This window comes from Pseudoflavonifractor hominis, assembly GCF_014288125.1.
Lineage (GTDB): Bacteria > Bacillota > Clostridia > Oscillospirales > Oscillospiraceae > Pseudoflavonifractor_A > Pseudoflavonifractor_A gallinarum.
In genome coordinates this window covers 143597-169531 of sequence record NZ_JACOPR010000007.1, presented here as the reverse complement: position 1 = coordinate 169531, position 25935 = coordinate 143597, and the positions used below count along the sequence as shown (strand labels likewise).

The window sequence follows — 25935 nt, the reverse complement described above, 5'->3', positions numbered from 1 at the left end:
CATGAGAGAAAAAGAAAAAGAGCTTCTGAAGTACCTGAAGAAGCACTGCCTTGGCCAGCGGAACGCCGTGGGCGGGGAGAGGCTGGTGAAGGTGTTCCGTACCAGCGGGACAGAGCTGCGGAAGCTGGTCCACAACCTGCGGGTAAACGGGGAGCCTATCTGCAGCGACCGCACCGGCTACTTCTACCCCGCAAACAGCGGGGAGGTGTATACCACAATCCTTCAGCTCCAAAGGATGGAGCTCGGGCTGCGGATGGCATCCTCGGGCATGATCCGGGCCATGGGCGCCTTCCGTCTGCCCGGGGGAGGTGAGGCGGATCGCTAAGCCCTTCTTCCCCTGGGTAGGCGGGAAGCTGTTCCTGCTCCCCTATATCTTTCAACTGCTCCCCAGGAAGGCGCCCCGCCTGCTGGAGGTCTGCGGCGGCAGCGGCGCGGTGACTCTGGGTCTGGGCGTCGGGTATGCCCCGCTCCGGGTGTATAACGACGTGGATGTGGATCTGGTCAACCTGTTCCGCTGTGCCAGGGACCGGCCCCTGGCGCTGCTCAGGGAGCTGGACTTCCTGCCCCTCCATGCCCGGGCGGACTTCGAGGTGGTGCTCCGCTTCCTCAACCACGAGTATGACCCCATGGACTACCTGGAGGAGGAGCTCCAGATCACAGAGGACTACTTCCCGCCCATGGACAGGCAGGCGGTGAAGAAGCTCCTGGTGGGCCGGGCCAACCTGCCGGACGTACAGCGGGCTGCGGCCTACTATCTGAGCATCCGGTACAGCTACAGTGCCACCGGAAACAGCTTCGGCGGGCGCAGCGTGGAGCTGCGCCGCTTCCTCGGACTGCTCCGACGCGCCTCAGACGCGCTCCAGGGCGTGGTGGTGGAGAACAAGGACTGCTGCGACGTAGTCCGGCAGTACGCCCGGCCCGGCGCGGTGATCTACGCGGACCCGCCCTATCTGGAGGCGGAGAGGATGTACGCCCCCTCCTTCGACCTCCGGGACCACGTCCGGCTCCACGACTGCCTGTGCGCCCCGGCGGCGCGGGACAGCCACATCGTTCTGTCCTATAACAGCCATCCGGACATTCTGGACCTCTTCGCCCCGGACTTTTACATTGTGGGCTTTGACCGCCCCAACCCCATGGCCCGGCAGGAGGACGCCAGGTACCACGAGCTGCTCATGACCAACTTTGACCCCGGCCCCATGCTCAACCGCCAGCTCTCCCTGCTGGATGACCTCGGACGGGTGTCCAGCGACCGGCCGGAGCTGCGGATCCTGTCCGCCCCCGCCGGGCGGCTGCCCCGGGTGCGGGACTGGCCGCAGGACTAAGAATACGAGGTGAAAACAGAAGATGAAATTTACCATCTGCCATGACACAAGCAAGAAGACCCTGGCCATCCCCCGGGCCGCCCTCCAGCTCTCCGGACTGGAGGATGCGGAGCGGCTGACCCTCCATGCAGGACATGGCTGCGTGGTGCTCACCCGACAGGAGCCCTCCGCCGCGGAGCTGCTGTCTGCCGTCCATCTGCTCCATGACCGGGCCGTACACTTCATTACCCTGCTGGCTCTGAAAAGCCACGGAGCGAAGGAGCTGCCCCACTCGAAACTGCGCAACCCACTTCAGAGATACGACAGCGCCTATCTGTCCATGCTGGAGCACTGTGGTGTGGAACTGGACAGGCTGGGCTGCCTGCTCAGCCAAGAGGCGAATAAGCATGGGTAAGAGCAACCTTTACCTCTACAGTTTGGAGGAGGCCCGCCGCCGTGGTGAGCTGCCGCTCTGGCAGGCCAGCCAACGGGCGAACATTGCCTGCGGGGACGCCCTCAGTGGCGCCGTCCAGGCCTGCGAGGACAGCGCGGCTTCAGACACGGACTGCATGGCCGAAATCATCCATAAGTTTGGCGGCCAGCGGACTGCATGGGTTCTGGCCAATACGCTCCAACACCTGAACTGGTGGCCCGGACTGTTCAGCCCGGCCAACCAGGTGTGGGCCAGACAGTTCTATATCCCATTGGACGGGTACAACGGCGATTATGTGGTACCGGGCAGTCCGGCGGTACTGGACTGCTTTGTCACTCAATACCGTAAATTCTGCCAGTCGTTGGGCCTGTTTGAGCTGGAACACTGCATACCCAATTCCAGGCACCAACTGGACTATACCGGCAGGGTTCTGGTGCTGTCACCCGCAGTACTGGACGAGCCCTGCTGGAGTCCCCAGGGCCAGCTTTGGTATGCCCATGACGGCCCCGGATGCAATCCCGATTCCATTGTCGGCTCCATACGCGCCACCCGGCTGGCAGATGGGGAGCAGGCCTGCTGGAACCGAACCAATTTCGCCGGCGCACTCCAGGATGAGCTTCTTCCGGACTGGGCCCGGAAACCTTTGCTGGCGCTGCGCAGCCAGGGGCGGCAGGACAAGCCCTCCATGTGCAGTATGAGAATGGGATAAGGAGGATCATGAGCATGACTTACTACACCATGGATGACCTGCGGCTGGGCCGGGGCGGCTTCCTACAGAAAGGCTGGACGATCCGGCAGCGCCCGGAGCTGGGGGAGGCCCTGGCGCACTACCGGGGCATCCCGATCACCAAGCGGAAGGTGCTGGGGCTGACGGACGGCTTCCACGTGCTGGAGATGGTGAAGAACGTGCCCCTCTTCCCAGATGATCCAGAGGGGGAGGACGTGCTGGCCACAGAGCTTGGGGAGCCGCTGCCTGTCTGGGCAGATAAGCCGGAGGCAAGACAGGCTGTCCGCGCCTGTGTAGAGGAGCTTGGCCTTCGCTACCAAATTGAGGGCAAGATCCTGGCACCCATCCCCGTCAACAAGAAGCAGCGCCGCAAGAAGCTGGCGGGGAAATACCTCTGGCCCGACGTCCCCGGTGATCCTGCCTCCGCCCTCCGGTGGGTGTATCTGGCCGGCAAGGGCTGGCTGGCCCCCACGGTGCTCAAAGAGCACGCCGCCGTATTCCCCTTGGTGCTCAAGGTGCGGGCGGACGGCATCACGGACAAAGGCGACTACCGCCCCCTGGAGCTGGAGCCCTGGGAGTTTCGCCTCCTGGCCCGGCGCACCCTGGAGCGGCTGGAGCAAAATATGACAAAATGTGAAGGAGGAACCCCATCGTGAAACACACCATTCTGAGATGCGCCGCCGGCCTGTTGATAGCCGCGGCGCTGCTCCCCACCGCCCTGGCGGCGGAGCCCTTCCCCGAAGTGCCCGAGGTGCAGGTCTGTTACCCAACCTCCGTCACACGCAGTGAGGACGGCACAGAGATCCGGAAGGTCTACGACCTGTCCCCGGAGCAGGACCCGGCCGGTATCCCCCGGTCAGATTTTGAGCAGGACGGCTTCCACTACACCCTGACAGACCTGCTCCAGCAGGAGTTGCCGGAGCATGAGAGCCGTCCGCACACGGAGACGGTATCGTTGGAGAGTAAAAGCAAGGATATGGAGTCCATCCTGACCCTTCTGCCCCAGGAGAAGGAGTTCGTCACAGAGGACGGACTGTCCGGTACCCTGTCCCTCCAGCTGGACACTGTCCAGGTGGCGGCGGCGGGCTACGGCAGCTCCACCCGGCAGGTGTCCGCCACCCGTTCCTACCCCAACCTGGCCAGCCAGGACACCGCCAGCATCCCCAAGAGCATCGAGGAGGACGGGCGTACCCTCACCCTCCAGAACATTGACTGGCGGACGGACAACACCACCGGCATGTCCGGCTACGCCATTGGAGACCGCTACACCGCCGTGGCCACCTATACCGGCACCGCCACCAGCAGCTATGTCACCGGATATACCGTCACGGCAGACTACACCGGTACCGTCAGCCGCATTGCCCTGAACCGGGTGCGTTACGTTGCAATTTTTGAGGGGGAACCCCTGGAGCCCACCGTACCCATGGAGGAGCCTGGGGACGGCCTGGCCCAGTTTAACTGGGCGGCCATCCTGCTCCCGCTGGGCGTGGTCTTTGCTGTGGGCGGCGTGATTGGAGCCTGCCTGTTCGTCAAACGGCGCCGGGAATTCAAGGAGGAGGATACGGAATGAAGAAGCTGACCACCCTTTGCCTGGCCGCCTGCCTGGCGGCAGCTATGGCCACTCCGGCGGGTGCTTTAGATTACGCCATTGACGCGCCGGAGGGGCCGGACTTCGGCAAACCTACCTCGGTGGAGGTGGTACATACGGCAGATAGCGGGGCCCTGAAAAATGAGGACATCAGCAAGAATGCCGCCCTCATCCCGCCGGGCTTTGGAAGCGCCAGTGCGGATACCCTGAACACCGGAACCTGGCTTACCCCCAACCTGGCCCCGGAGGGCATGGCAGTGGGCACCGTCAACGGCAGCGGGACACCCATCGTGTTCCCGCCCTCTGTAGATACCAACAGCTCCACTCCGGCTACCGAGGAGGAGCAGACCACCTCCCTAGGCTATACCCCGGTGACCTCGGATCTCTACTATTCCAGCGGATACCTGGGGACATTGAGAATCCCCGCCATCGGCCTGAGCGTGCGGGTCTATGAGGGTACAGACAGCTCCACGCTCATGAAGGGCGCGGGACATTTCAAAGGCACCAGCATCTGGGATGGAAACTGCGCCATCGCCGGGCACAACCGGGGGGTACGGGATGACTTTGGGGATCTTCACACCCTGGAACGGGGAGATACCATCACCTGGACCACCAAGCTGGGCGTCCGCACCTATGAGGTCACCAGTGTACAGAAGGTCAAGGAGACGGATACCAGCGGCACCGCCCCTTCTATCGAGAACATGCTCACTCTCTACACCTGCGTGCGTAATCAGAGGGCCTACCGCTGGCAGGTGCAGGCGGTGGAGGTTGTGTAACCTGCTTGAGTTTCCGGGCTCATTTTCTCCACAGGGGACTGCTCTTTGCTGTAGACTTTTCCCCAGATTTCCGGTATGTTGTTGCTGTAAGGAACACAAGAACAGCAGAGGAAAGAAGGAGGTCAACCGTATGAAAAGGAAACAGCTTATTCCAGCAGTATTGGCAGGTGCCTTGGCCGGCGCGGCCCTGGCAGGGCCAGCATCGGCGGGGGTGGCTGCCCTCACTGCAGCCCCAAGCACCCAAACCTTCTATGTGGACGGGAAACAGGTGGATCTGGAAGCGTATGTCATCCACGGCCACAACTATGTGCAGCTCCGGGATGTCGGCCGGGCGGTAGACTTCGGCGTGGCGTATGACCAGGGCGCCAACCGTGTCCTGGTAGACACCAGCTCCCCTTACACAGAGGAAAGCGCGGCGCCCGCCCCCTCCGGGGTGGTCGTCATCCCCCAGTCGGACGAGCCCCTCCGGTTACAGGAGGGAGACAAGGTGCTCTGCGATGACGGTACCACCTATGAGATTACCGATCTGAAGTTATGGGAGCCCCTGGCCCCGCTGCCCACGCCGACTTGTGACTGGAACCAGTTCCCAGAGCTGGAGCTGCCGGAAGTGAAGGTGTTGCGTTTCCAGAGCCAAACTGGGGATAGACTTCATATCCTGAACCTCTATGAGACCCGGCGGATGCTGTATACCTTGTATAATGCCGTACCTAACTGCCCGGACTTATGGGAGGCTGGAACCCTTAAGCTCAACTCTAAGGGGGATCCCATCTTACGCCTGTCTATGGGGATTACAGAGTCCAGCGGTGTGCAGACGTTCTGGCCTTGGCGGGACGAACAGCTCACCCGCGTCTTCTACTCCGCCCCAATGGCCCGGTTTGAGGTGGAGGCATGGGATGTCTATAAAAATGGGAAATACCTCTATACCGAATACAATGTAATGGGCATGTAACCACCCATAGCAAAAATAGCAAAACGATGTGTTACCGCTCCGAAACGGCCAATCACGAACCGTTTCGGGGCGTTTTTTACTTTGTTTAAATCCACCGAGGAGGAAATATTGTGAAAAAAGTAATATCGCTCCTGCTGACAGCTGTCCTAATCATAGGCATGCTGCCTTTATCCGCTGTTGCGGCATCTACTCCGGAAGAGGCTTTGGGCGAACTGGACATTTATAGCGGCGGATATTCCATGAACTATCTGGCTGTCAATGGCAAGGTGCAGACCCAATCTTATACCTACTTTTTATATGAAAATGCGCAGGGCAAGCAACAGGAGATCCCGGCATACTGTGTCAACCCCAACCAGTACGGCGTACCCCAAACGGTTCCCGAGGGGGAGAGTATCCGTTATCTGGCTGAGGAGAAGGCCAGCGATCCCAAGGTAGTGGGGCTGATTGCCAATATGTACCCCCACCGCTCCTTGGAGGAACTGGGGCTGGATAACAAATATCAGGCCTTTTACGCCGGCAAGATTGCCCTGTGGTGTTACCTGATCCCCGAGTGGGACATCAACGACATCACCGTGGCCCCCGGCCTTACCGGCTCAGAACGCACAATTGGAGAAAAGCTTCTGGATGCCACAACCAGGATTTATACCCAAGGCATGACCTGGGATCATGTGGCTGAACCCCAAATTACGGTCACTCCAGACCGGGAGCAGGCGTACCCTGTCACCCTTGACGGAGAAGCATATCTCCAGCAGGTATTTACTGCCACCTCGGATACTTGGGTGGTAAACCATATCGTCAATATCCAGTTTCAAAATCCCGGTGACGTACCTGATGGCACCAGAATTACAGACATGAACGGACAGGATATTACCCAGGTCAAGGTCTCCAATACCGGAGACGGCTACAGTGGACAATTTAAGGTGCTGTATCCGGCGGCCAGCGTGGAGGGACGGAGCGGCAGCGTCCAGCTTACCCTTTCTGCTGATGTCTACCGCTACGCCGTTTATTATGCCCTCTGCCAGGAAACGGATGAATACGGCAAGCTCCAGAGCTATCTTTGCGATACCGATCCCCAAACCAGCCTGCTGCGAAACGCCATCTCTAACTATTCGGATACCGACGAGCCGGATGACCCAGACGAGCCTACGCCCCCTCCCAGCGAAACCGCCCTCAAGATCACCAAGTATGAGGCGGGCACCACTGTCACCCTATCAGGCGCCACCTTCGAGGTGGTGGGCCCGGACGGGGACACCATCGGCGTCTACACCACGCCGGAATCCGGTTCCATCACTATCCCTCTCACCGAAGTGGGCAATTACACCATCTATGAGCGGGTACCCCCGGAGTATCATCTGCTGGACGAGGAGCCGGTCAAGCAGGTCACTGTGAAGTATGGTGAGGTGGCCGAAGTCGCCTTTGAAAACGAACCCTATGGCGATCTGCGGATTGAGAAGATTGACGAGGCCACCGGAGCCAGCCTGGCCGGGGCACGGATTCAGATCAAGCACATTGAGAGCGGCGCGACCTATACCGGTACCACCGGCACCGGAGGTTCCTATACCTTCACGAAGCTGAAGCCGGGGGCATACGAAATCCGGGAACTGTCCGCCCCGGAGGGGTGGGAGCGGGATCCCCAGACCTATACCACCACTGTGGTGGCAGGGGACTGCGTCACCTACACCCTGAAGAACGAGGCCCTGCCCGGCCTGAAGATTATCAAGTACGACCGAGAGAGCCATGAGACCATGTCCGGCGTCACCTTCCGCATCTGGCGGGATGGGGAGCTGCTGGGGGACTATGAGACAGACGCTTTGGGAGAAATCCTGCTGACGGACTGCCGGCCGGGCACCTACCGCGTCCAGGAGGTGGACACTGGGGATAGTGGACATCTGGTGGATTCCACGCCCCAGGAGATCGAACTCTCCGCCGGGGACGGCATCAAAGAGCTATACTTTTTCAACGATCAGAAGCCCGGCATCTGGCTGGTCAAGGTGGACAGCGCCAACCCCTCCAAGGTGATCCCCAACGCCAAGTTCCGCATTGAGGCGGTAGACGGTTCGTGGGGCCCGGCGGAGTTCACCACCGACCAAAACGGCGAAATCGACCTGTCTGAGCTGCCCACCGGGGCTTATGTGGTCACCGAGCTGGAGTGCCCCGGCTACATCATCGATGAGGCCCAGCGCATTATCCATCTGGAGGCCAACCAGACAGCCCGGTTTGTGTTCACCAACTCCATCCAGCCCTCCCTGCACCTCATCAAGCTGAGTGCGGACGGTTCCCGGCTGGCTGGGGTGACCTTCCGCATCGCCAGGATTGAGGATGGTTCGCACTACTTGGATCGCACCACTGATGAAAATGGCGAAATCCTGATTTCCGGCCTGGAGCCAGGGGTGTATTCGGTCAAGGAGCTGGATACGGTTTCAGACCACATCATCGACTCGGTGGAGTACCATGTGGAGCTCTTCCCCGGCAAGACCTCCACGATCATCCTAGAGAACGACATCCGCCCCAACCTGACGGTGGTGAAGCGGGATGCCGACACCGGCGCACCCGTGGCGGGGGCCGTGTTCACCGTCAAGGCGGCGGACGGCCACAGCGTGGATGAAATCAAGACCAGGGCAGACGGCACGGCCACCCTGGAAAATTTGCTGCCCGGAGTTTATGAGGTCACGGAGAAATCTGTACCCGCCCCCTATCTGCTGGATGCCCCCAGCCAGATGGTCACCCTCTATCCCAACCGGAACCACACCGTCTACTTCGAGAACCACAAAAAGCCCACCCTGACTATCCAGAAGGTAGACAGCATCACCGGCAGCCCCATCCAGGGGGCCAAATTTCAGGTCTGGTACGGCAGCAATGGCACCGACACCGGCGAGCTCAACGACCTGGGGACCTACTTCACCGACGCCAGCGGCCAGATCGTGCTGGAGGGCCTGCGGGACGGCTGGTACAAGGTGACGGAGCTGGAACCCGCCCCTGGCTTCACCATCAAAGAACCCGCCACCCAGGAGTTCTACATCACCGGCGGCAGGGACAGGACGGTGACCTTCCAAAATGTGCCCCTCAACGCCATTGTGGTGGAGAAATATGACAGTGTCACCGGTGAAGCCCTGGGTGGGGCCACCTTCCAGCTCCGCTACCTGGGCGGCGCCTCCGGTACCGGCGGCACGGTGATCGGCCAGAAGGTGACCGGCTCCAACGGCATGGCCATCTGGACGGGCCTGAAGCCAGGATCGTACATCGTGGAGGAGGTGGATCCGGCGGAGGGGTACAGCATCATCCAGTCCTCCGAGACCGTCTACCTGGCAGACAACGGGGAGCAGAGTGTCATCACTGTCCGCTTTGAAAACATGCCGGACGGGAATCTGCTCATCCGTAAGGTGTGCTCGGCCAACCCCAGCGTGACCCTGCCTGATGCTGAGTTCAAAATCACCTATGCGGACGGCACCATGATCGGAGATAGCAACGGGATTTTTGTCACCGACGAAAATGGCGAAATCCGTATTGACGGCCTGGAGCCGGGCAAAAGCGTCATTGTCACGGAGACGAGAGCCCCGGCCGGATACGAGATCGACACCCAATCCCAGACCATCCAAATCCAGGCGGGCCGCACCGTTTCCCTTACCTTCAAAAATGAACCCCATGGGGCCCTAATTATCCAGAAACGGGACAGCGTGACCGGTCAGCCCTTGGCCGGCGCCCAGTTCCGCGTCACGACCGCGTCGGGGTGCGAAGTGGGCCTGGACGGGGTGATCGGTGACAGCACCCTGACCCAGAACGGGGTGTTTACCACTGACAGCAGCGGTGAGATCCGCATCACCAATCTGGCCCCCGGCGCATACGTGCTCACGGAGATCAAGGCGCCCCAGGGGTACGTCATGGATGCCCCCTCCACCAATGTAGTCATCGGGGAGGGTGGAGACACCCAAACGGTGGTCATCACCAACACCCCCAAGGGCGGCCTTGTCATCAACAAGCTGGATTCCGTCACCCATGAGCCCCTGGAGGGGGTAGAGTTTGCCATCACCGAGGCGGACGGCACGGTGGTGGACGACAACGGCGGCATGACCTCCAGCATGGGCCTCTACCGCACCGATGAAAACGGCCAGATCATCATTGACGGTTTGGTGGGGACATTCATCATCACGGAAACCAAGACCATCGAGGGTTATACCATCCATGAGGAGACCCGTACCCAAACGGTGGTCATCAACCCCAACGACACCCAGACCATCACGGTGTATAACGACCCTGTGGGCGGCTTGGAGCTGATCAAGGTCAACGCGGATGACACCAAGGAGCGGATTCCCAACACTACATTTGAAATCCGCCGTATGGACGACGCCCTGGTGGGTACCGTGACAACAGACCGAAACGGCCGGGTGTTCCTGTCCCTGGAGAATGGATCGTACTATGCCGTGGAAACCGAGAGCGCGGAAGGCTTCCACATGGACGATACGCCCCACTATTTCGAGGTGGAGAACGGGGAGACAACCACCCTCCAGGTGGAGAATACGCCGGTCAGCGCCATCCTCATCCACAAGACGGACAGCGCCACCGGCGAGGGCATCTATGGGGTGCCGTTTATCCTCTATGACAGCACCAACACCCCCGTTGGCCAGTACACTTCGGATAACGAGGGGTATGTACTGATCGAGGGTCTGGAGGCCGGGCGGTATTATCTCAGAGAGTTAGAGAATGAGGGCTATGTTCCTGACACGGAGAAAAAGACCGTCTATGTGGAGTCTGGGGAGACCACCGAGGTGGAGTGGGAGAACACCCCCATCACTGGACAGATCCAGATAACAAAGACCTCCGCGGACTACAACAGTGTCAACGGCTGGCCCGCCGGCACCCCCATCCCCGGCACAGAGTTTGAGATCTACAACGCCCGGACCGGCAACTTGGTCGATACGGTTGAGACGGACAAGAACGGCGTTGCATCCTCCCGGCCTCTCCCCCTGGGCCGCTACAAAATCGTGGAATCCAAGGCCGCAGACTTTTACGGCCTGGACAAGACCCCCATCGAGGTGGAGATTGAGTTTGAAGGGCAGATCGTAAAGGCAGCCATGACCAACAAGGGCCTCTACACCAATGTAAGCATCCAAAAAACCGGCTATGTGGAGGTCATGCCCGGCCAACAGATCCGCTACGATTTCGGAGGCATCGGCAACAACTCCACCACCAGCCTTACATCGTTCTATTGGCGAGACACTCTGCCCGGCCAGGCGGTGCGGCTGGACAAGATTGTCACTGGCACCTACAACGTGCCGGGCAATTATAAGGTGGTCTACAAGACCAACCTGAGTGGCGGCACTTGGCGCACCTTGGCGGACAACCTGAGCACCCAGCAGAACTATGTATTGGACGCCTCCAGGGCCGCCCTGGGCCTGGCCTCCAACGAGTACGTCACCGAATTCATGGTGTCCTTCGGCGTGGTGCCCGCCAACTTCCGGCAGGTGGAGGCGCCCCAGGTCTATGCCACCGTCTACGCCTGGCTTACCGGTGGCAGCCAATTCGTCAACCAGGCGGATGTGGGCGGCGTGTACAACGGCCAGTGGATTATGGCCACCTCCCGGTGGGTGACCAAGGTCTACAAGCCCGCCGAGCCCCTGCCCCGCACCGGCTATTGATTCCAGCAAACTATCGTTAGAAGGGCCGCCCCAGTCGGGCGACCCTCCAATTTTATGGAGGTGTCAGAATGAGTATCAGAAAAAAGGGCATCCGGGTGCTGCTCCTGGCCCTGACGGTGGCCGCCCTGTGCATGGTCCCGGCCTTCGCCTCCTCCGCCGGCAATGTGGCGGACGCCGTGGAGCAGACCTGGACGGATGCCGCCGGCCAGATTAAGACCGTGGTGGATACTGTGGTGTTCCCCGCCCTCACCATGGTGCTGGGGATTGCATTCTTTGTCAAGGTGGCACTGTGCTTCTTCGACTATCGCAAGCACGGCCAGTTTGAGTGGACGGGGGCGGCCATCCTGTTCGTCTGCCTGATCTTCGTGCTGCTGGCCCCCAATTACATCTGGAATATCGTAGGCATCTGAGGCGGTGAAGGCGAGTGTTTATTTGGGACTTTGTGGCCAATCCGGTGATGGAGTCCATCCTGGACTGGTTTTACAGCCAGATGGTGGGCTTCCTGGGCGCCTTCTTCGCCCAGATGGGAAACATGGGGGTGGAGCTGTTTGACCTCTCCTGGGTGCGGTCAGTGGTGCGCTTCTTCTCCCAACTGGGCTGGGCCCTCTTTGCCGTCAGCGTGGTGGTATCTGCCTTTGAGTGCGGCATTGAGTACGCATCTGGCCGGGGCAATCTCCAGCAGCCCGCCCTCAACGCCCTCAAGGGCTTCTTTGCCGTCAGCCTGTTCACCACTGTGCCCGTTCGGCTGTACGCCCTCTCCGTCTCCCTCCAGGGTACCTTCGCCATGGAAATCACAGGGGCGGGAAAGAGCATCGGGGAGCTGGGCAATGAAATCCTCACAGGCCTTGAGGGGGCTGGCCTGACGGATATCGCGGCCCAGGCCAAATGGGGCCTGGGTACCAACCCCATCATGCTCCTCTTCGCCATGATCTTCATGGCCTATGCGGTAATCAAGGTGTTCTTCTCAAACTTGAAACGGGGCGGCATCCTGCTCATCCAGATCGCGGTGGGCTCCCTGTACATGTTCTCCATCCCCCGGGGCTATACGGACGGCTTCACCCAGTGGTGCAAGCAGGTCATTGGCCTGTGTCTCAGCGCCTTCCTCCAGGCCACCATTCTGGTGGCGGGGCTTATGGTGTTCAGCGACAAAGCCCTCCTGGGGCTTGGCCTCATGCTGGCCGCCGGAGAGGTGCCCCGCATCGCCGGGGCCTTCGGCCTGGACACCACCACCAGAGCCAATATCATGAGCGCCGTCTACACCGCCCAGGCTGCCGTCAATACCACCCGCACCATTGTCCAGGCGGTAAAATGACCCTTACCCTCGGAAGCTTGTTTGACGGCATCGGCGGCTTTCCGCTGGCCGCCATACGGCAGGGGATCACCCCACTGTGGGCCAGCGAGATTGAGCCCTTCCCCATTCAAGTCACGAAACATCATTTCCCGGAGACGCTCCATATGGGGGATATCACCAGGCTGGACGGGGCGAAGCTGCCGCCGGTGGACATTATCTGCGGCGGCTCACCCTGTCAGGACTTATCCGTGGCATCCTGTACCCGCGCCGGACTGGCCGGCGCACGGTCCGGGCTGTTCCTGGAGCAGATCCGGGTGACAAAGGAGATGCGGGATGCGGATATACGACGAGGGCGGACAGGCAAGTCTGTTCGCCCCAGATGGTTCTGCTGGGAGAATGTCCCCGGCGTGTTCAGCAGCGGCTTCCCTAAAGGGGAGGACTTCCGGTTCGTCCTGGAACAGATCGCCGGAATTGCAGGCAATTCCATACCTTTCACTCGACCTCACCCCTGGGGCTGGCAACCTGCTGGGAAATTACGAGTGGGAGCTGCATTCTCCCTGGCGTGGAAGGTCTTCGACGCTCAATACTGGCCCGGCACCCCCCAGCGGAGACGCAGGGTGTTCCTTGTCGCTGATTTTGCAGGACAATCCGCCCCGAAAATACTATTTGACCAGGAGAGCCTGCCTGGGCATTCTGCGCAGGGCGAAGGAGCGGGGCAAGCCTCTCCCGCCCCAGCTCCATGCGGCCCTCCTGGTGCAGGCGGGGCTGGCCGCCTGGGATGAGTGCGGCCTGGCGGATACCCGGGATATTACAGCCGGGTTTTCCGCCGGGGCGGGGGCCAGCGCGGGCAGTATTGGATACTCGGAGCGTGCGGCGCCCACCCTGAAGGCCGGCCAGAGCGGCAACCGCATGCCCTCCGTGCTCTGCCTCAACGACCAGGGCGGCAGCGTCATGGACTGCACTGAAGATAAGACCGGAACCCTGCGGGCACAACAGCACGGGCATCAGCCCCTGGTTTTTGAGAACCACGGCATTGACAGCCGATACACTGGGCCGCATCCGATCGTGCCCACACTATCCGCCAGGGCTGGTACCGGAGGCAACAACCTGCCTCTGGCCCTCCAGCCGGAGCCGACTATGTGTATCTGCGGCAATGCCATTGACCGGCAGCCCCGCAATGGCGGCAACGGCATTGGCATCCAAAATGATGTGGCCTATACCCTGACCAGTGTGGACCGGCACGCCATTTTTCGCCGCCAGCGGGTGGACAAATTCAGAGAGGACGATACCGCCTCCACCCAGAGTGCCCGTCAGGGGAAGGATGCCACCGATCTGATCTGCCAGCCAAGCCGTGATACACTGGCGGTTTTCCTGATCCGGCGTCTCACTCCACTGGAGTGTGAGCGGCTTCAGGGGTTCCCGGATGGGTGGACAGACCTGCCCGGCGCCTCGGACTCCGCCCGGTACAAGGCCTTGGGTAATAGTGTCCCAGTGCCATGCGTGGAGTATATCATGGCGGGCATCGCCCGGGCGGCGGAGGGGGGCTGACATTGTTGCTTATGCTTGCTTTCCGGCAAAATCTTTGTTGCTGTTGGTGATGGCTATTTACCGCCGGGATCGATATACTTGCGTTACCAAACAGAAGGGGGGCCAATCCATGGAAGAAAATGTGAAGAACCTCTGTGCACCCATCCCCGCCGGGCTTCACGCCCGGGTGCGGGAGGAGCAGGAGGTATCCGGAAAAACACTGGGCCAGTATATGGCCTGGTTGATCCAAACATTTTACGACAATCAGAAGGAGGAAACTACGATGAGCGGAGACAAGAGAACGGTGGTATTCCAGGTGCCCGGCGAGCTGTTCGAGCGATTTAAGGACTACCTGCAGGAGAAGGGCATCAAGCAGAACGCCTTCTTCCTGGACTGCATCCACAGGGCCCTGGCGGAGGCCCAGGAGGAATGTAAGGCTGCAGGGGATACCGCCAACGAGGGGCACGTGGAGCAGGAGGGCCGCCTCCCGGAGGAAGCCGTTGCAGAGACCGAGGGGGAAACAGATGGATGTGACGAGGATACGGAAGAAAGCAGTACAGAAGGATAAACTGCAGGAAGGGATCCGGCCGGACAGGCTGGGTCCCTTCCTGTTTTGGAGGTGTTTTCGTGTTCATCTACCCAGACAACCTGAAGGCCAAGGCCACCCTGCGGCTGTGGCAGCTGCGGGATGTGGCCATTATCGGGGTGGCCTTTCTGCTCTCTGTATTGGCGCTGGCCCAGACGGGGACCATGCTGCCCCTGGTGGGTACCGTGCTGTACGCCTTCCTCGCCATCCAGGTGGAGGGCTCCAGCGTCCTGGACTTCCTGCGGCGGGCGGCCTGCTTCCTGTTCCTGCAGCAGCAATACTATAAATGGGGGCAGAACAATGAATAGAAAGGAACAGCAGCTCCTGCGCCAGCGGCAGACCACCCGGCAGCTCATGGGTGTCACCCATCTGACGGAGCACGGCGCGGTGTGCGGCAGGGACGAACTGCTCTTCTACCTGCTCCGGCCGGACAATCTGTCCATCCTGTCCCCGGAGGGCATCCGGGGCCGGGTGCGGGCCCTCACCGGGCTTCTCCAGGGGATGGCATCCCTGGAGCTGCTGGCCCTGGACTCCAGGGAGTCATTTCTAAAAAACAAGCAGTATTACCAGAGGAGGCTGGAGGAGGAACCGTCTCCCGCCCTGCAGGAGCTGCTCCGGCAGGATATGGAGCACTTGGACGCACGCCAGTCCTCCACCGCCGCCTCCCGGGAGTTCGTCCTGGTCTGCCGGCTGGACAGCAAGGCCGCAGAGGATCGGGAGCTACCCCGGCGATTGGAGAAGCAGATCCAGGATCACGGCTTCCACGTCCGCCTGGCCGGGGAGCAGGATGTGAAGCGCATCCTGGCGGTGTACTACCAGCAGGACATGGTGACCGAACACTTTGATCAGGTGGACGGGGAGAGGTGGGTGACAGAGCATGGCTAAAAGTCAGAGGAAGCAAAGGAAGCCTGTGGAAAAACCAGCGCAGCTCTTCCAGTCCAAGGACTTTCTGGACCTGATTGCCCCAGCAGCCGTGAAGTTTAACACGGACTCCTATGTACTGGGCGGGCTGTACCGCTGCGTCCTGGCCCTCCGGGGCTACCCCGCCGTCACCGAGGAGCTGGCCCTGCTCTCCCACATCTGCAACCGGGCCGGCGTCACCCTCCATCTCTATGCCCGCCAGGTGACAGCGGCAGAGGAGGACGCCATCTACCATAAGGCCGTCAACAAGAACCGGCTGGACCGGAGCAGCCAGGACAACCTGAAGCGGAGTGTCACGGCGGAGGCCAACCTCCAGGATGTGGCCGCCATCATTGCCGGCGCCCGGAAGAACCGGGAGCCCCTCATCCACTGCGCCGTGTTCCTGGAGCTGGCCGCCCAAACCCCCGAGGAGCTGCGGCTGCTGCGGGACGAGGTGGGCGCCGAGCTCACCCGGGCCAAGCTCAGTGCAGATCCCCTGCTGCTCCGCCAGCGGGAGGGCTTCCTCTCCGCCAACCCGGCGGGGCGGAACGCCCTGGGCGCCCAGTTTGAGCGGGTGCTGCCCGCCAGCTCCACCGCCAACCTGTACCCCATCAACTACTCCGGCCGCAGCGATCCTCACGGGTTTTACATCGGCAATGACCACTACGGCTCGGACATCCTGCTGGATCTGGACCGCCGCACACCGGACAAGACCAATTCCAGCGTGCTCATCCTGGGCAACTCCGGCGAGGGCAAGAGCTACCTGCTCAAGCTGCTCATCTGCAACCTGCTGGAGAGCGGCAAGACGGTGATTTGCCTGGACCCGGAGCAGGAGCTGGCCTGGCTCTGCGGCAGGCTGGGCGGCTGTTACGCAGACCTCATGGGCGGGCAGTTCCGTATCAACTTTTTGGAGGCCAAGCGGTGGGATGTTGGCGACGACAGGGATGACGATCCAACTGTGCCCAATGCCTTCCGCCAGCAATCCCCCCTATCCCAGCACATCTCCTTCCTCAAGGACTTTTTCCGGGCCTACAAGCCCTTCACCCACCAACAGGTGGATACCTTGGAGCTGATGCTGGAGCGGCTGTACCGGAAATGGGGCATTTCGGACAAGACAAACTTCTCGGCCATGGGGCCGGAGGACTGGCCCATTGCGGAGGATCTGTACGCCGTCCTGGAGGACGCCTATGAACACTATGACCGGGAGGACAGCCCTCTGTATCCCAGGGAGCTGCTGCGGGAACTCTTGCTGGGGCTCCACTCCATGTGCCGGGGGGCGGAGAGCGTCTACTTCAACGGCCGCACGAACATCACCAGCGCAAGGTTCCTGGTGTTTGGCGTCAAGGATCTGATTCATGCCAACTCCTCGGTCAAGGACGCCCTGCTGTTCAACCTGCTGTCCTACCTCAGCGACCAGCTCCTTACCAAAGGCAACACCGTAGCCACCCTGGACGAGCTCTACCTCTGGCTGTCCAACCTGACCACCATCGAGTACATCCGCAACTGCCTCAAGCGGGTGCGAAAGCGCAATTCCGGCCTGATCCTATCCAGTCAAAATCTGGAAGATTTCGATATCCAGGGGGTGCGGGAGCTGACCCGGCCCCTGTTTGCCATCCCCACCCACCAGTTCCTCTTTCACGGCGGCAAGGTGGACAAGAAGTTCTACATGGATAACCTCCAGCTGGAGAGCGCCGAGTACGACCTGATCAGTTCCCCCAATAACGGCGTCTGCCTGTTCAAGTCCGGCGCGGACCGCAACCTGCTGGACGTCCATGCCCCGCCCCACAAGCACGCGCTGATCACAGGAGGCGGGGGATGACCGTGGTGGGATACGGCGCTGGGACTGACAGCACCGCCATGCTGGTGGGACTTTGGCAGAGGAGCGTCCCGGTGGATCTCATCCTCTTCGCGGACCCCGGCGGGGAACAGCCCCACACCTATGCCTATCTGGAAATTATGGGTCGGTGGCTGGCGGAGCACGGGATGCCGCCCATCACCCGGGTGTGGTACACCACACGGGCCGGCCGGCGGCTTACACTGGAGGACGAGTGCCTCCGCTCCGGTTCCCTCCCCTCCATTGCCTATGGCCACAAAAAGTGCTCCCTCAAGCACAAGGCCTTCCCCCAGGAGAAGTTCTGCCGGCACGATCCCCGCTGCCGGGCGGTATGGGCTGGCGGCGGCCGGGTGATCAAGTTCATCGGCTATGATGCCGGGGAACCGGAGCGTCGGGAGCGGGTGCGGGAGCGTGACGAAGCGGACAGCAAATATCAGAAGGGATACCCCCTCATGGAGTGGGGCTGGGACCGGGACAGGTGTATCCAGGCCATCCAAGAGGCAGGGCTTCCCTTGCCGGGGAAGTCCTCCTGCTTCTTCTGCCCCAGCATGAAGCGGCGGGAGATCCGCACCCTCTACCATAAATATCCGGAGCTGTTAGGCCGTGCCCTGGCCATGGAGGACAGGGCACGGCCTAATTTAGTTACGATCAAGGGGCTGGGCCGGAACTGGGCCTGGCGGGACTTTCTGGAGCACGACGAGGGGCAGCTGGCGTTCCCCCAGGTATTCCCGGAGGACAACCTGCCCTGTTCCTGCGGGGGGTGCATCACATGAGCCCCGCCATCTTAGTCAAGGCTGCCGCGTCCATCCTTACCAATGAAAAAAGCCGGAAAGCCGTGGGGTGGGTGCTGACAGCCGTACTCTCTCCCATCATTCTCCTTCTGGCCTTCTTCTGCACCACCTTCTCAGGAGGGGCGGAGCACAACCGCACTGTGGTGGATCTGTGCTTCCACGGCGGGGCCGTCCCGGAGGGAACCCCGGCGGAGTATCAGGCATACATCCAGGAGATGCGGGACAGCTTTGCCCTGCTGGATGCCGCCATGCAGGCCGTGGAGGGGCAGATGGAGGAGGGGGACGGCCTGGATGACATCCGGGTCAAGGCGGTGTTCTTCGCTCTGTACTTCGGCACGGATGACCCGGCAGCCCATGCCGGACAGACCTTTGTGGATTGCTTTGTCACCTATGAGGAGCGCACCCGTACGGTGACCACCGTGGATGAGGAGGGTAATGAGGTGGAGACCCAGGAGACTTATACCATGGCCGTCCCGATTTCAGATCTCCAGCAGATCTGGCAGAACCTCCAGCGGCTTACAGGGACGGAGGTTAGCCCGGAACAGCAGGCCAATGCGGACAGCGTCTACAACATTGTGAAGTATGGCGTGTCCACCGGCACGGAGGGCTGGATCCCCGGCGCCGACGTGCCCTTCATCGGGGCGGACGGCTTCTGCTCCCCCATTGGTGCCGGGTGGGAGAGCCGTGTTACCTCGGAGTTTGGTTACCGGAGAGACCCCTTCACCGGGGAGACCCGGGGCCACACCGGCATGGATTTGGCGGTACCCACCGGCACCCCCGTCCGGGCCGCCCTGCCCGGCACCGTCACCGCCGCCCAGTACCACAGCAGCTATGGTTACTATGTGATGATCGACCACGGCAGCGGCCTGTCCACTCTCTACGCCCACAACTCTCAACTGCTGGTGCGGGTGGGCCAAACGGTGGAGGCCGGCGATATCATATCTCTGTCCGGCAGCACCGGCCGGTCTACCGGCCCCCACCTCCACTTCGAGGTGCGCGTCAATGGACAGAGAACAAACCCCAGATACTACCTGCCAACCACATCATACGAGGAGTGAGAGAATATGAACTCAATCCAGAATACGGCTTGCCTTATTGCCGCCTATGAAACGGCGGCGGGGCTGCCGGACAACGAACGGATCACCCGGACAGATGGTACATGGAGGCCGGGGGTGACGGAGCAGCAGGCGGCGTCACTTTACCGGCAGGCACAGGCCCTGCTGGCTCCGGAGACCAAGCTGCTCTCCACAAGCCGCGAGTCACTGATCGACCAGATGCGGGACGCTTTGCTGTCCAGGGAGCTGTCCGTGGGAGACACGGTGCTCTTTGCCGCCACAGAACCCTATGGCGGTCCTGGAGACTTTGCCCTCCGTGGCGGCGTCATCCAGTCCATTGACCCGGAACGCAAAACCTGCTCCGTACAGGGACGTTTTTTCCCGATGGACGATGTTCCCCTTCACTATGTATTGGGGCGGTATGATTTGGACTTGCATGAGACTCACTACGGCGTCCCCTGTGTCCAGCCTCTGATGGGTGAACACCCTGAGCTGGCGGAGCGGTATCTGCGTGAAGCAGAGGCCCGGTGGAACACCCAATACGGGCCACCGGCAGCTTCATCAGAGGCCCCGAAAAACACAATGCAGGCGATGGGAGGCATGAGCTGACTATGGAAAAAACAGAACTGACGGTGAGCATGGAACCGGAGCGGCTGGACGCGCTCCGGTATTTTCTGGCCGCCAAGAACAAGCGCACGCCTCAGAAGGAGCTCCAGCGGGCGCTGGAGGAGCTGTACGAAACCTACGTCCCGGCCGAAACCCGGGCCTATCTGGACGCCCGGTGCCGGCCGGACAGGCACCGGCCCCGGCGGCCGACGGCATCCAAGGTCACACAGATGCAGAAGGAGGAAGCGACAGATGGAGACCATTGAACTGAGCGGCCGCACTGGACAGGAGGTCTATGAGGAGCTGAAGCACCGGTTGGAGGGCATGGGCTATCTGCCGGACGAGTATTTTCTGCTGGACGCCGACTGGGAGGACAGAAGGGTGATCCCCAGGAATGCGGATCTCTTCTGCACTACGGACTACGGGGACAGCGAGGGGATTTACCTGGATGTGTACCTGAAGTGGTATGGGGAGGACGGCAAGCCTGTGATCAAAAGCTTCGCCACGGGCAAGACCCTGGGCGAGAGCGGCGCCGATATGGACCGGATGGTCCTCATCTCCTCCGCCATCACCAAGGCATTTCACGGTGAGCACGGCGCTTATGCCAGATTCCAGAGTCAGGAGGACGGCACAAAAGCGGAAGGCGTGGTGCACCATCTCAGCCCGAAGGAACAGCGGGTGCTCATGGACGCGCTGCTGGAACAGCGGATGCGGCAGGAGGAGCAGATGACGGGTACCGAACAGCTCCTGCGCCGCATGGCGGGCAGCATCACCGCCTACATGGACGAGGTGGGCGCCCGCCCCCTGCGCATGAGCACAGCGGACCGGGCCCTGCTGGCCGTCCGGGATGGGGAGCTCTATGCCTTTTCCTCCCTGGCAGTCCAGATCACGAAGCCGGAGGAGCGGGGCAGCCTGCTGGCCGCAGCGGCAGGCAGGCCAGGCCCAGTGGGCAGACGGATGGCCAAACTGATGCTTGGGACAAAGTCACCCTACCCAGAGGACGTCTGGCTGGATGCCTGCAAACGGGCGGTGGACACCGGAGACCTCCAGCGGGTGCAGACGATGCTGGACCGGACAATGGACAAGGTGACCGATCCGTTCCCTGCCCTGCCCGGTGAGGTGCTGCGGTATGCCTACCTGCAAAACCCCGCCATGGCCAGGGATCTCATACGCTGGGCTCCACCAGAGCAGGTTGCCGCCGCCCCCATCGGTCTGCTCTATGATGCCGCCAGGGCCTGTGACCTGCACGCCCTCACCAACCTGACCCGGAAGGGGCTCCAGCCGCAGGGCAGCGCCGCGCCCGCTCTGCGGCCTCTGATCGCCAGGGGCAGCGAGTGGATGGCGGTGGAGCTGCTGCGGTCTGTGCTCCAGGTGCGCCAGGATGACTATGAAGCCCTGGATGCGTGCCTGCGGAAGCACGCGTCGTCAGCGGCGGAAGCCCTGCTGGAGAATGGCGTGGAGCTGGACGGCTACCTGGCGTGGGCGGCAAAACAGAACGTCCTTCTGGACACGCAGGCCCAGGAGATCCTGGACCGCCTGGCGGAACAGCAGGCCCAGGTAAACAGCGCGCCGGAGCAGAATGGGCCTGTACTGGGAGGGATGAGCCTGTGAGTGTTCCCGTACTGACCCACCGCAGGGATCTGCGGCAGGGGGATTTGGTGTTCCCGGAGGAGATCCTGCGCATCGGCCACACGCTGGATTTCCAGCTCGGCTGTGTCAGCAAAGAAGTTCAGCAGGAGGTGTTTGGTCCGGAGCTGGATACCAGTTCACTGTGTGACTGGCTGAACCTCCATACTGCCTATGATTTTGCGCTTCAGGATGTGGCGGACCACATAGAAATAACCCTCTGCCGGAATTTTGGAAAGAAGGCGCATCCGTTCCTGTATCCGCTTAACAGGGCGGAGCGGGACGTCCTGCGCGGGGAGATGGAGGCCTGCTGCCAGCTCCGTACCGGCCGCACACTGGCACAGCAGTACAACCATCTGCTGGTGCAGGAGGAGGTGGAGCCGCCGGAGCTCACGGCTGGGAAGCGCCGCATCCCCGTGGACAAGGTGAGTTTTGCGGATGAGCTCTCAGAGTGCGATGGGCTGCTCCAGTTCTATATACCGGTGACCTTTGACCCGGACGCAGTCTTTGGCACCCACGTGGCGACCGCGGAAAACGACGACTGGTTCAACGTGTACGCCGCCTATGACCTGAACGTCGGCCGGCCATGCTCCGCACTGGACGTCATCCTGATGTGCGAAGACGGCAATGAGTTCGCCTTCCGGTATCCGCTGACCGAATCGGAGCAGACGGTGCTGCTGGAGAAGATGGACGCCTGCTGCCTGGAGCAGACCGGCATGGCGCTGGCCGATTTCCGGGCCCGGTATCTGGTGGAGGAACCGCAGCCCCGCCAGGCCCCCAGTCTGGCCCAACTGTGAGCACGCCGTCGGCCCCGTGTGCGCCCTTTGTGCCGGTTTCAGGCAGAGGGTGGGCCAGGGCCCCGCCCAGCCAGAAAACTGCCCCGTTGGGGCCGGTGTCGCCCCGGTTTGGGGCGTTCGATTTTAGTACGAGGATAAAGGAGCGCCGTGGTGAGCCCCGGCGCTCAGGCCACAAAGCCCCGCAGTGCGGGGCTTTTCCCGGATTTGGGTACCGCCGTCGGTAAAGGCCCGTTCCGGGATTCGGAGCGGTGATGTGTTTGAAAAAGCACGGCGTCCCAAGGGCTTGAGGCCCTTTCGCGCCGCCGTGGTGAACAAGGAGGAAGCATGGACGAGGAAAACAGGCTGAAAATCACCCTCTGGCTCAAGCCGGGCATTGTCCGCCGGATGGACGGCTGGCTGGAGGAGGACAACTGCAAAAGCCGCGGGGAGTTTGCCGAAAAGGCCCTGCGGTTCTACATGGGCTACCTGGCCACGGAGGACACCTCGGAGTACCTCTCCCGCGCCATGGTGGACACCCTGCGGGGTACATTGGCAGATGACGAGAACCGGCTGCGCACTTTGCTGTTCAAGCTGTGCGTGGAGGTGAACATGATGGGCCACACCGTGGCCGCCCACTTCCGGGCAGACCCGGTGAACCGCCGGGAGCTGCGGGCCTACGCGGTGGACGAGGTGCTGCGCACCAACGGGAAGATCCGCTTCGACGACGCCATAGATCTCCAGCGACAGGTCTACCCTGACGGATGAGCCGCATCCGCTTCATGTCCCCCTACTTGAAGGGCGGCAGGGATGCGGCCAAGCTGTCCAACCGGGCCCGCTACATCGCCACCCGCCCCGGCGTGGAGGTGCTCAGGGGTGAGCACAGTAACCAGCCTGCAACAAAAAAGCAGCAGGCTTATATCCAGCGCCTGCTCCGGGACTTCCCCGGCGCGGAGGAACTGCTGGAGTACGAGGGCTACCGCAACACACCCACCCAGGCAAACGCCGATACTTTCATCCGCCAGGTGCAGGAGGACTTCGCGGAGCCCATGAGCCGGATGGAGAACTACCTGGACTACGTGTCCCACCGCCCCGGCGTGCAGATGGACGGTGAGCACGGCCTATGGTACACCGAGGGCAAGGTGCGCAACCTCTCCCAGGCCGTCCGGGAGGTGGCGGAGCACACCGGCAGCGTGTGGATGCCTGTGGTGGCCATCCGCCGGGAGGACGCGGAGCGGCTGGGCTACAACGACGCGGAGAGCTGGAGACAGCTGGTGTGCGCCTGTGCGCCTGAGATTGCCAGAGGATATAAAATTCCGCTGGAGCACCTGCGCTGGTACGCCGCCTTCCACCGCAAGGAGGACAGCGTCCATATCCACATGGTGGTGTTCTCCTCCGATCCCAAGGAGGGCTACCTCACCAGGCAGGGCATCCAGCAGGTGAAGTCCGCTTTCGGCCGGCGGATTTTCCAACAGGATTTGCTCCACGTCTACGAACAGAAAACCGAATACCGGGACACCCTAAGCCGGGACGCGGAGCGCGCCATGGCAGGGCTGATTGCACAGATGGAGACCGGCCAGTTCCAAAATGAAACCCTGGAGCGGCTGGTGCTGGAGCTGGCCCAGCGGCTGCAGAGCACCAAGGGTAAAAAGGTGTACGGCTATCTGCAGCCCAAAACTAAGGCGCTGGTGGACGCCATCGTGGATGAGCTGGCAAAGGACGAGCGTGTGGCCGCCGCCTATGACCTGTGGAACCAGATGCGGGAGGAGGTATGCCGCACCTATTCTGAGCAGCTGCCGGAGCGCCTACCTCTTTCCAAACAGAAGGAGTTCAAGGCCGTGCGCAACATGGTCATACGGGAGATGCTCCGGCTGGGGCGACGTGAGCCGCCTGCAACAGATGAGGTGGTACACGGGTTTACCCCATCTGGCACACCGCCTGCACAATCCGGTATGCCGCATGGGGCACATCACCCACAGCAGAAGGTCACGCACCACCAGCGTACACAGACACATCGGGCGGTATCCCACGCGGATACCGCCCGATGTGTCCTTCAGCTATTCCACAACATGGGCCGCATCTTCCGAGAGCAGTCCGCCTCCGATGCCATCCAGGCTTGCCTGCACATTGACAAGAAGCGCCGCCGGATGCTCCGGGAGAAGCGTATGGCCCTAGGACATAAGGCGGATGACCATGAGGAACTGCGGATGAACTAGTGGGGCTCGGATCAGTCCAAGCCCCAACTTCAACTATTCATCCAACTTGTGAAAGGAGTCGAGTCGAAGCTCCCGCTTCAACTCATCCTCCGTGGGCAGATAGGTTTTGTACTTGGAGGTGAAGATCTGGGTGTTGTTTTCCGGCAGCGTATAGCGTACCACCGCGTCGTTTTTCTCCGCACACAGCACAATGCCAATGGGCGGATTGTCCCCTTCATTCATCATCTCACGGGTGTAGTAGTTCACATGCATCTGCATCTGGCCGATGTCCTGGTGGGTCAGGGTATCTGTTTTCAGATCGATCAGCACAAAGCACTTGAGGATGTAGTTGTAAAACACCAGGTCAATAAAGAAACTCTGCCCGTCCAGAGTAAACCGCTTCTGGCGGGAGACGAAGGAAAAACCGCGGCCCAGTTCCAGGAGGAACTGCTGGAGGTGATCAATAAGGGCCTGCTCCAGATCACTCTCGTAGACATGGGTATCCGGCTGGATCTGAAGGAACTCCATGACATAGGGATCCTTTATGATCTTCTCGTATTCGGGCTTGGGCTCTCTGAGCTGAATTTCCGCAGCGACAGACGCCTTGTCCTGGCTGGCCAGGATCCGCCGGTAGTACATGGTGTTGATCTGGCGCTCCAGCTGGCGCACACTCCAGGCTGATTTGGCACACTCCTCCGCATAGAATGCGCGTGCCTTCTCGTCTGATATACGCATCAGCAGGCGGTAGTGGGACCAGCTCAATTCGCTCCACAGTGTGGAGCGAATTGGGAACGTGCAATAGAACTGGCGCATATTTCGGAGCCCCTGCACACTGAAGCCTTTTCCGAATTCAGCAGTCAGTTTTGCGGAGAGGTATTCTAAGAGCCTGCTTCCATACTCCGCCCGGTCATTTTCTCCACACGCCTTGTAGATCTGCTCTCCGATCTCCCAATAGGCGGTCACCATGGCGGAGTTGACCGCTTTGGCTACGGAGTGCTGGGCAGTCACAATGGAGCCGCGGATGGCGTGGTAGGTCTGCTCTGGGCTGACAGTTAAAATCTCATCCTGCTTGTTCATGGTCAGCCTCCTGGCACAGTCAAATTCTGTTTCTTTTATTTTACACAATCCAGGGAAAGACAGCAACCAAAACCGAGGTGATTTCTCACGGGAACCTATATCCACTTTACCTCTGAACAGAAGGAGCAGGCCAACTCCGTTGATCTGGAGGAGTTCCTGCGGCGGCGGGGCGAGAAGCTGCTCCGCGCTGGGCGGGAGTCCCGGCTGGCCAGGATCCGTCATATTACTGTCCGGGGCAGCGAATGGTACGACCATATTGCCCGGCGG

General features: G+C 61.1%; 24 protein-coding genes and 1 pseudogene. 24 read left to right on the top strand and 1 reads right to left on the bottom strand.

The window, feature by feature from the left end; all coding sequences use genetic code 11:
- Position 1: 1 nt before the first annotated feature.
- From H8S34_RS11770 to mobP3, 24 genes and pseudogenes are all read left to right on the top strand, one after another.
- A complete protein-coding gene (locus H8S34_RS11770) occupies positions 2-325 on the top strand; it encodes a hypothetical protein (RefSeq protein ID WP_087359992.1) in 324 nt (107 codons plus the stop codon).
- Positions 309-1322, top strand: a complete 1014-nt coding sequence (locus H8S34_RS11765; protein ID WP_186964070.1) for a DNA adenine methylase — start codon at positions 309-311, stop codon at positions 1320-1322. Before H8S34_RS11770 ends, H8S34_RS11765 begins: the two co-directional genes overlap by 17 nt.
- 22 nt (positions 1323-1344) lie before the next feature.
- Entirely contained in the window at positions 1345-1716 is a 372-nt protein-coding gene (locus H8S34_RS11760) for a hypothetical protein (RefSeq protein ID WP_186964069.1), read from the top strand.
- Positions 1709-2443, top strand: a complete 735-nt coding sequence (locus H8S34_RS11755; protein WP_186964068.1) for a DUF3849 domain-containing protein — start codon at positions 1709-1711, stop codon at positions 2441-2443. Before H8S34_RS11760 ends, H8S34_RS11755 begins: the two co-directional genes overlap by 8 nt.
- Positions 2444-2457: 14 nt before the next feature.
- Positions 2458-3117, top strand: a complete 660-nt coding sequence (locus tag H8S34_RS11750) for a hypothetical protein (RefSeq protein ID WP_186964067.1) — start codon at positions 2458-2460, stop codon at positions 3115-3117.
- Positions 3114-4031 carry a cell wall anchor protein gene (locus tag H8S34_RS11745; RefSeq protein ID WP_186964066.1) on the top strand — a complete coding sequence of 306 codons (918 nt, stop codon included), beginning with the start codon at positions 3114-3116 and terminating at the stop codon, positions 4029-4031. The genes H8S34_RS11750 and H8S34_RS11745 overlap by 4 nt, the downstream gene beginning before the upstream one ends.
- A complete protein-coding gene (locus H8S34_RS11740; protein WP_186964065.1) occupies positions 4028-4825 on the top strand; it encodes a class D sortase in 798 nt (265 codons plus the stop codon). Before H8S34_RS11745 ends, H8S34_RS11740 begins: the two co-directional genes overlap by 4 nt.
- A gap of 130 nt (positions 4826-4955) precedes the next feature.
- Positions 4956-5774, top strand: a complete 819-nt coding sequence (locus tag H8S34_RS11735; RefSeq protein ID WP_186964064.1) for a hypothetical protein — start codon at positions 4956-4958, stop codon at positions 5772-5774.
- Between the two features lie 110 nt (positions 5775-5884).
- On the top strand, positions 5885-11407 hold the full coding sequence (locus H8S34_RS11730; RefSeq protein WP_186964063.1) for a SpaA isopeptide-forming pilin-related protein: 5523 nt from the start codon (positions 5885-5887) through the stop codon (positions 11405-11407).
- A 68-nt stretch (positions 11408-11475) separates the two neighbouring features.
- Positions 11476-11817, top strand: a complete 342-nt coding sequence (locus H8S34_RS11725) for a DUF3852 domain-containing protein (protein WP_024725203.1) — start codon at positions 11476-11478, stop codon at positions 11815-11817.
- A 14-nt stretch (positions 11818-11831) separates the two neighbouring features.
- Complete coding sequence (locus H8S34_RS11720) at positions 11832-12719, top strand: conjugal transfer protein TrbL family protein (RefSeq protein WP_024725202.1); 888 nt, start codon at positions 11832-11834, stop codon at positions 12717-12719.
- Positions 12716-14246: pseudogene (locus H8S34_RS11715) on the top strand (DNA cytosine methyltransferase). Before H8S34_RS11720 ends, H8S34_RS11715 begins: the two are co-directional and overlap by 4 nt.
- Positions 14247-14355: 109 nt before the next feature.
- Positions 14356-14793: a hypothetical protein gene (locus tag H8S34_RS11710; RefSeq protein WP_186964062.1), complete on the top strand. Its 438-nt coding sequence runs from the start codon at positions 14356-14358 to the stop codon at positions 14791-14793.
- A 59-nt stretch (positions 14794-14852) separates the two neighbouring features.
- Entirely contained in the window at positions 14853-15119 is a 267-nt protein-coding gene (locus H8S34_RS11705; RefSeq protein WP_186964061.1) for a hypothetical protein, read from the top strand.
- Complete coding sequence (locus tag H8S34_RS11700; RefSeq protein WP_186964060.1) at positions 15112-15696, top strand: hypothetical protein; 585 nt, start codon at positions 15112-15114, stop codon at positions 15694-15696. The genes H8S34_RS11705 and H8S34_RS11700 overlap by 8 nt, the downstream gene beginning before the upstream one ends.
- A complete protein-coding gene (locus tag H8S34_RS11695) occupies positions 15689-17530 on the top strand; it encodes a VirB4 family type IV secretion system protein (protein ID WP_186964059.1) in 1842 nt (613 codons plus the stop codon). Before H8S34_RS11700 ends, H8S34_RS11695 begins: the two co-directional genes overlap by 8 nt.
- Positions 17527-18318, top strand: a complete 792-nt coding sequence (locus tag H8S34_RS11690; RefSeq protein WP_131972138.1) for a hypothetical protein — start codon at positions 17527-17529, stop codon at positions 18316-18318. Before H8S34_RS11695 ends, H8S34_RS11690 begins: the two co-directional genes overlap by 4 nt.
- Positions 18315-19394 (top strand): M23 family metallopeptidase, encoded by a 1080-nt coding sequence (locus H8S34_RS11685; RefSeq protein ID WP_186964058.1) that lies wholly within the window; start codon positions 18315-18317, stop codon positions 19392-19394. Before H8S34_RS11690 ends, H8S34_RS11685 begins: the two co-directional genes overlap by 4 nt.
- A 6-nt stretch (positions 19395-19400) precedes the next feature.
- The gene (locus H8S34_RS11680; RefSeq protein WP_055271887.1) at positions 19401-20000 is read left to right on the top strand and encodes a hypothetical protein; all 600 of its coding nucleotides are present in this window, start codon (positions 19401-19403) and stop codon (positions 19998-20000) included.
- A gap of 2 nt (positions 20001-20002) precedes the next feature.
- Positions 20003-20263 (top strand): DUF6103 family protein, encoded by a 261-nt coding sequence (locus tag H8S34_RS11675; protein WP_009261625.1) that lies wholly within the window; start codon positions 20003-20005, stop codon positions 20261-20263.
- The gene (locus tag H8S34_RS11670) at positions 20250-21608 is read left to right on the top strand and encodes an ankyrin repeat domain-containing protein (protein ID WP_186964057.1); all 1359 of its coding nucleotides are present in this window, start codon (positions 20250-20252) and stop codon (positions 21606-21608) included. Before H8S34_RS11675 ends, H8S34_RS11670 begins: the two co-directional genes overlap by 14 nt.
- Positions 21605-22420 (top strand): hypothetical protein, encoded by an 816-nt coding sequence (locus H8S34_RS11665; RefSeq protein ID WP_009261389.1) that lies wholly within the window; start codon positions 21605-21607, stop codon positions 22418-22420. Before H8S34_RS11670 ends, H8S34_RS11665 begins: the two co-directional genes overlap by 4 nt.
- A gap of 324 nt (positions 22421-22744) precedes the next feature.
- A complete protein-coding gene (locus H8S34_RS11660) occupies positions 22745-23164 on the top strand; it encodes a hypothetical protein (RefSeq protein WP_009261388.1) in 420 nt (139 codons plus the stop codon).
- Positions 23165-23178: 14 nt separating this feature from the next.
- Positions 23179-24612 (top strand): MobP3 family relaxase, encoded by a 1434-nt coding sequence (gene mobP3, locus H8S34_RS11655; protein ID WP_243208004.1) that lies wholly within the window; start codon positions 23179-23181, stop codon positions 24610-24612.
- A gap of 33 nt (positions 24613-24645) precedes the next feature.
- Here the strand turns inward: mobP3 and H8S34_RS11650 are convergent, their stop codons facing one another.
- Positions 24646-25668 carry a PDDEXK nuclease domain-containing protein gene (locus H8S34_RS11650; protein ID WP_186964055.1) on the bottom strand — a complete coding sequence of 341 codons (1023 nt, stop codon included), beginning with the start codon at positions 25666-25668 and terminating at the stop codon, positions 24646-24648.
- Between the last annotated feature and the right edge of the window lie 267 nt (positions 25669-25935).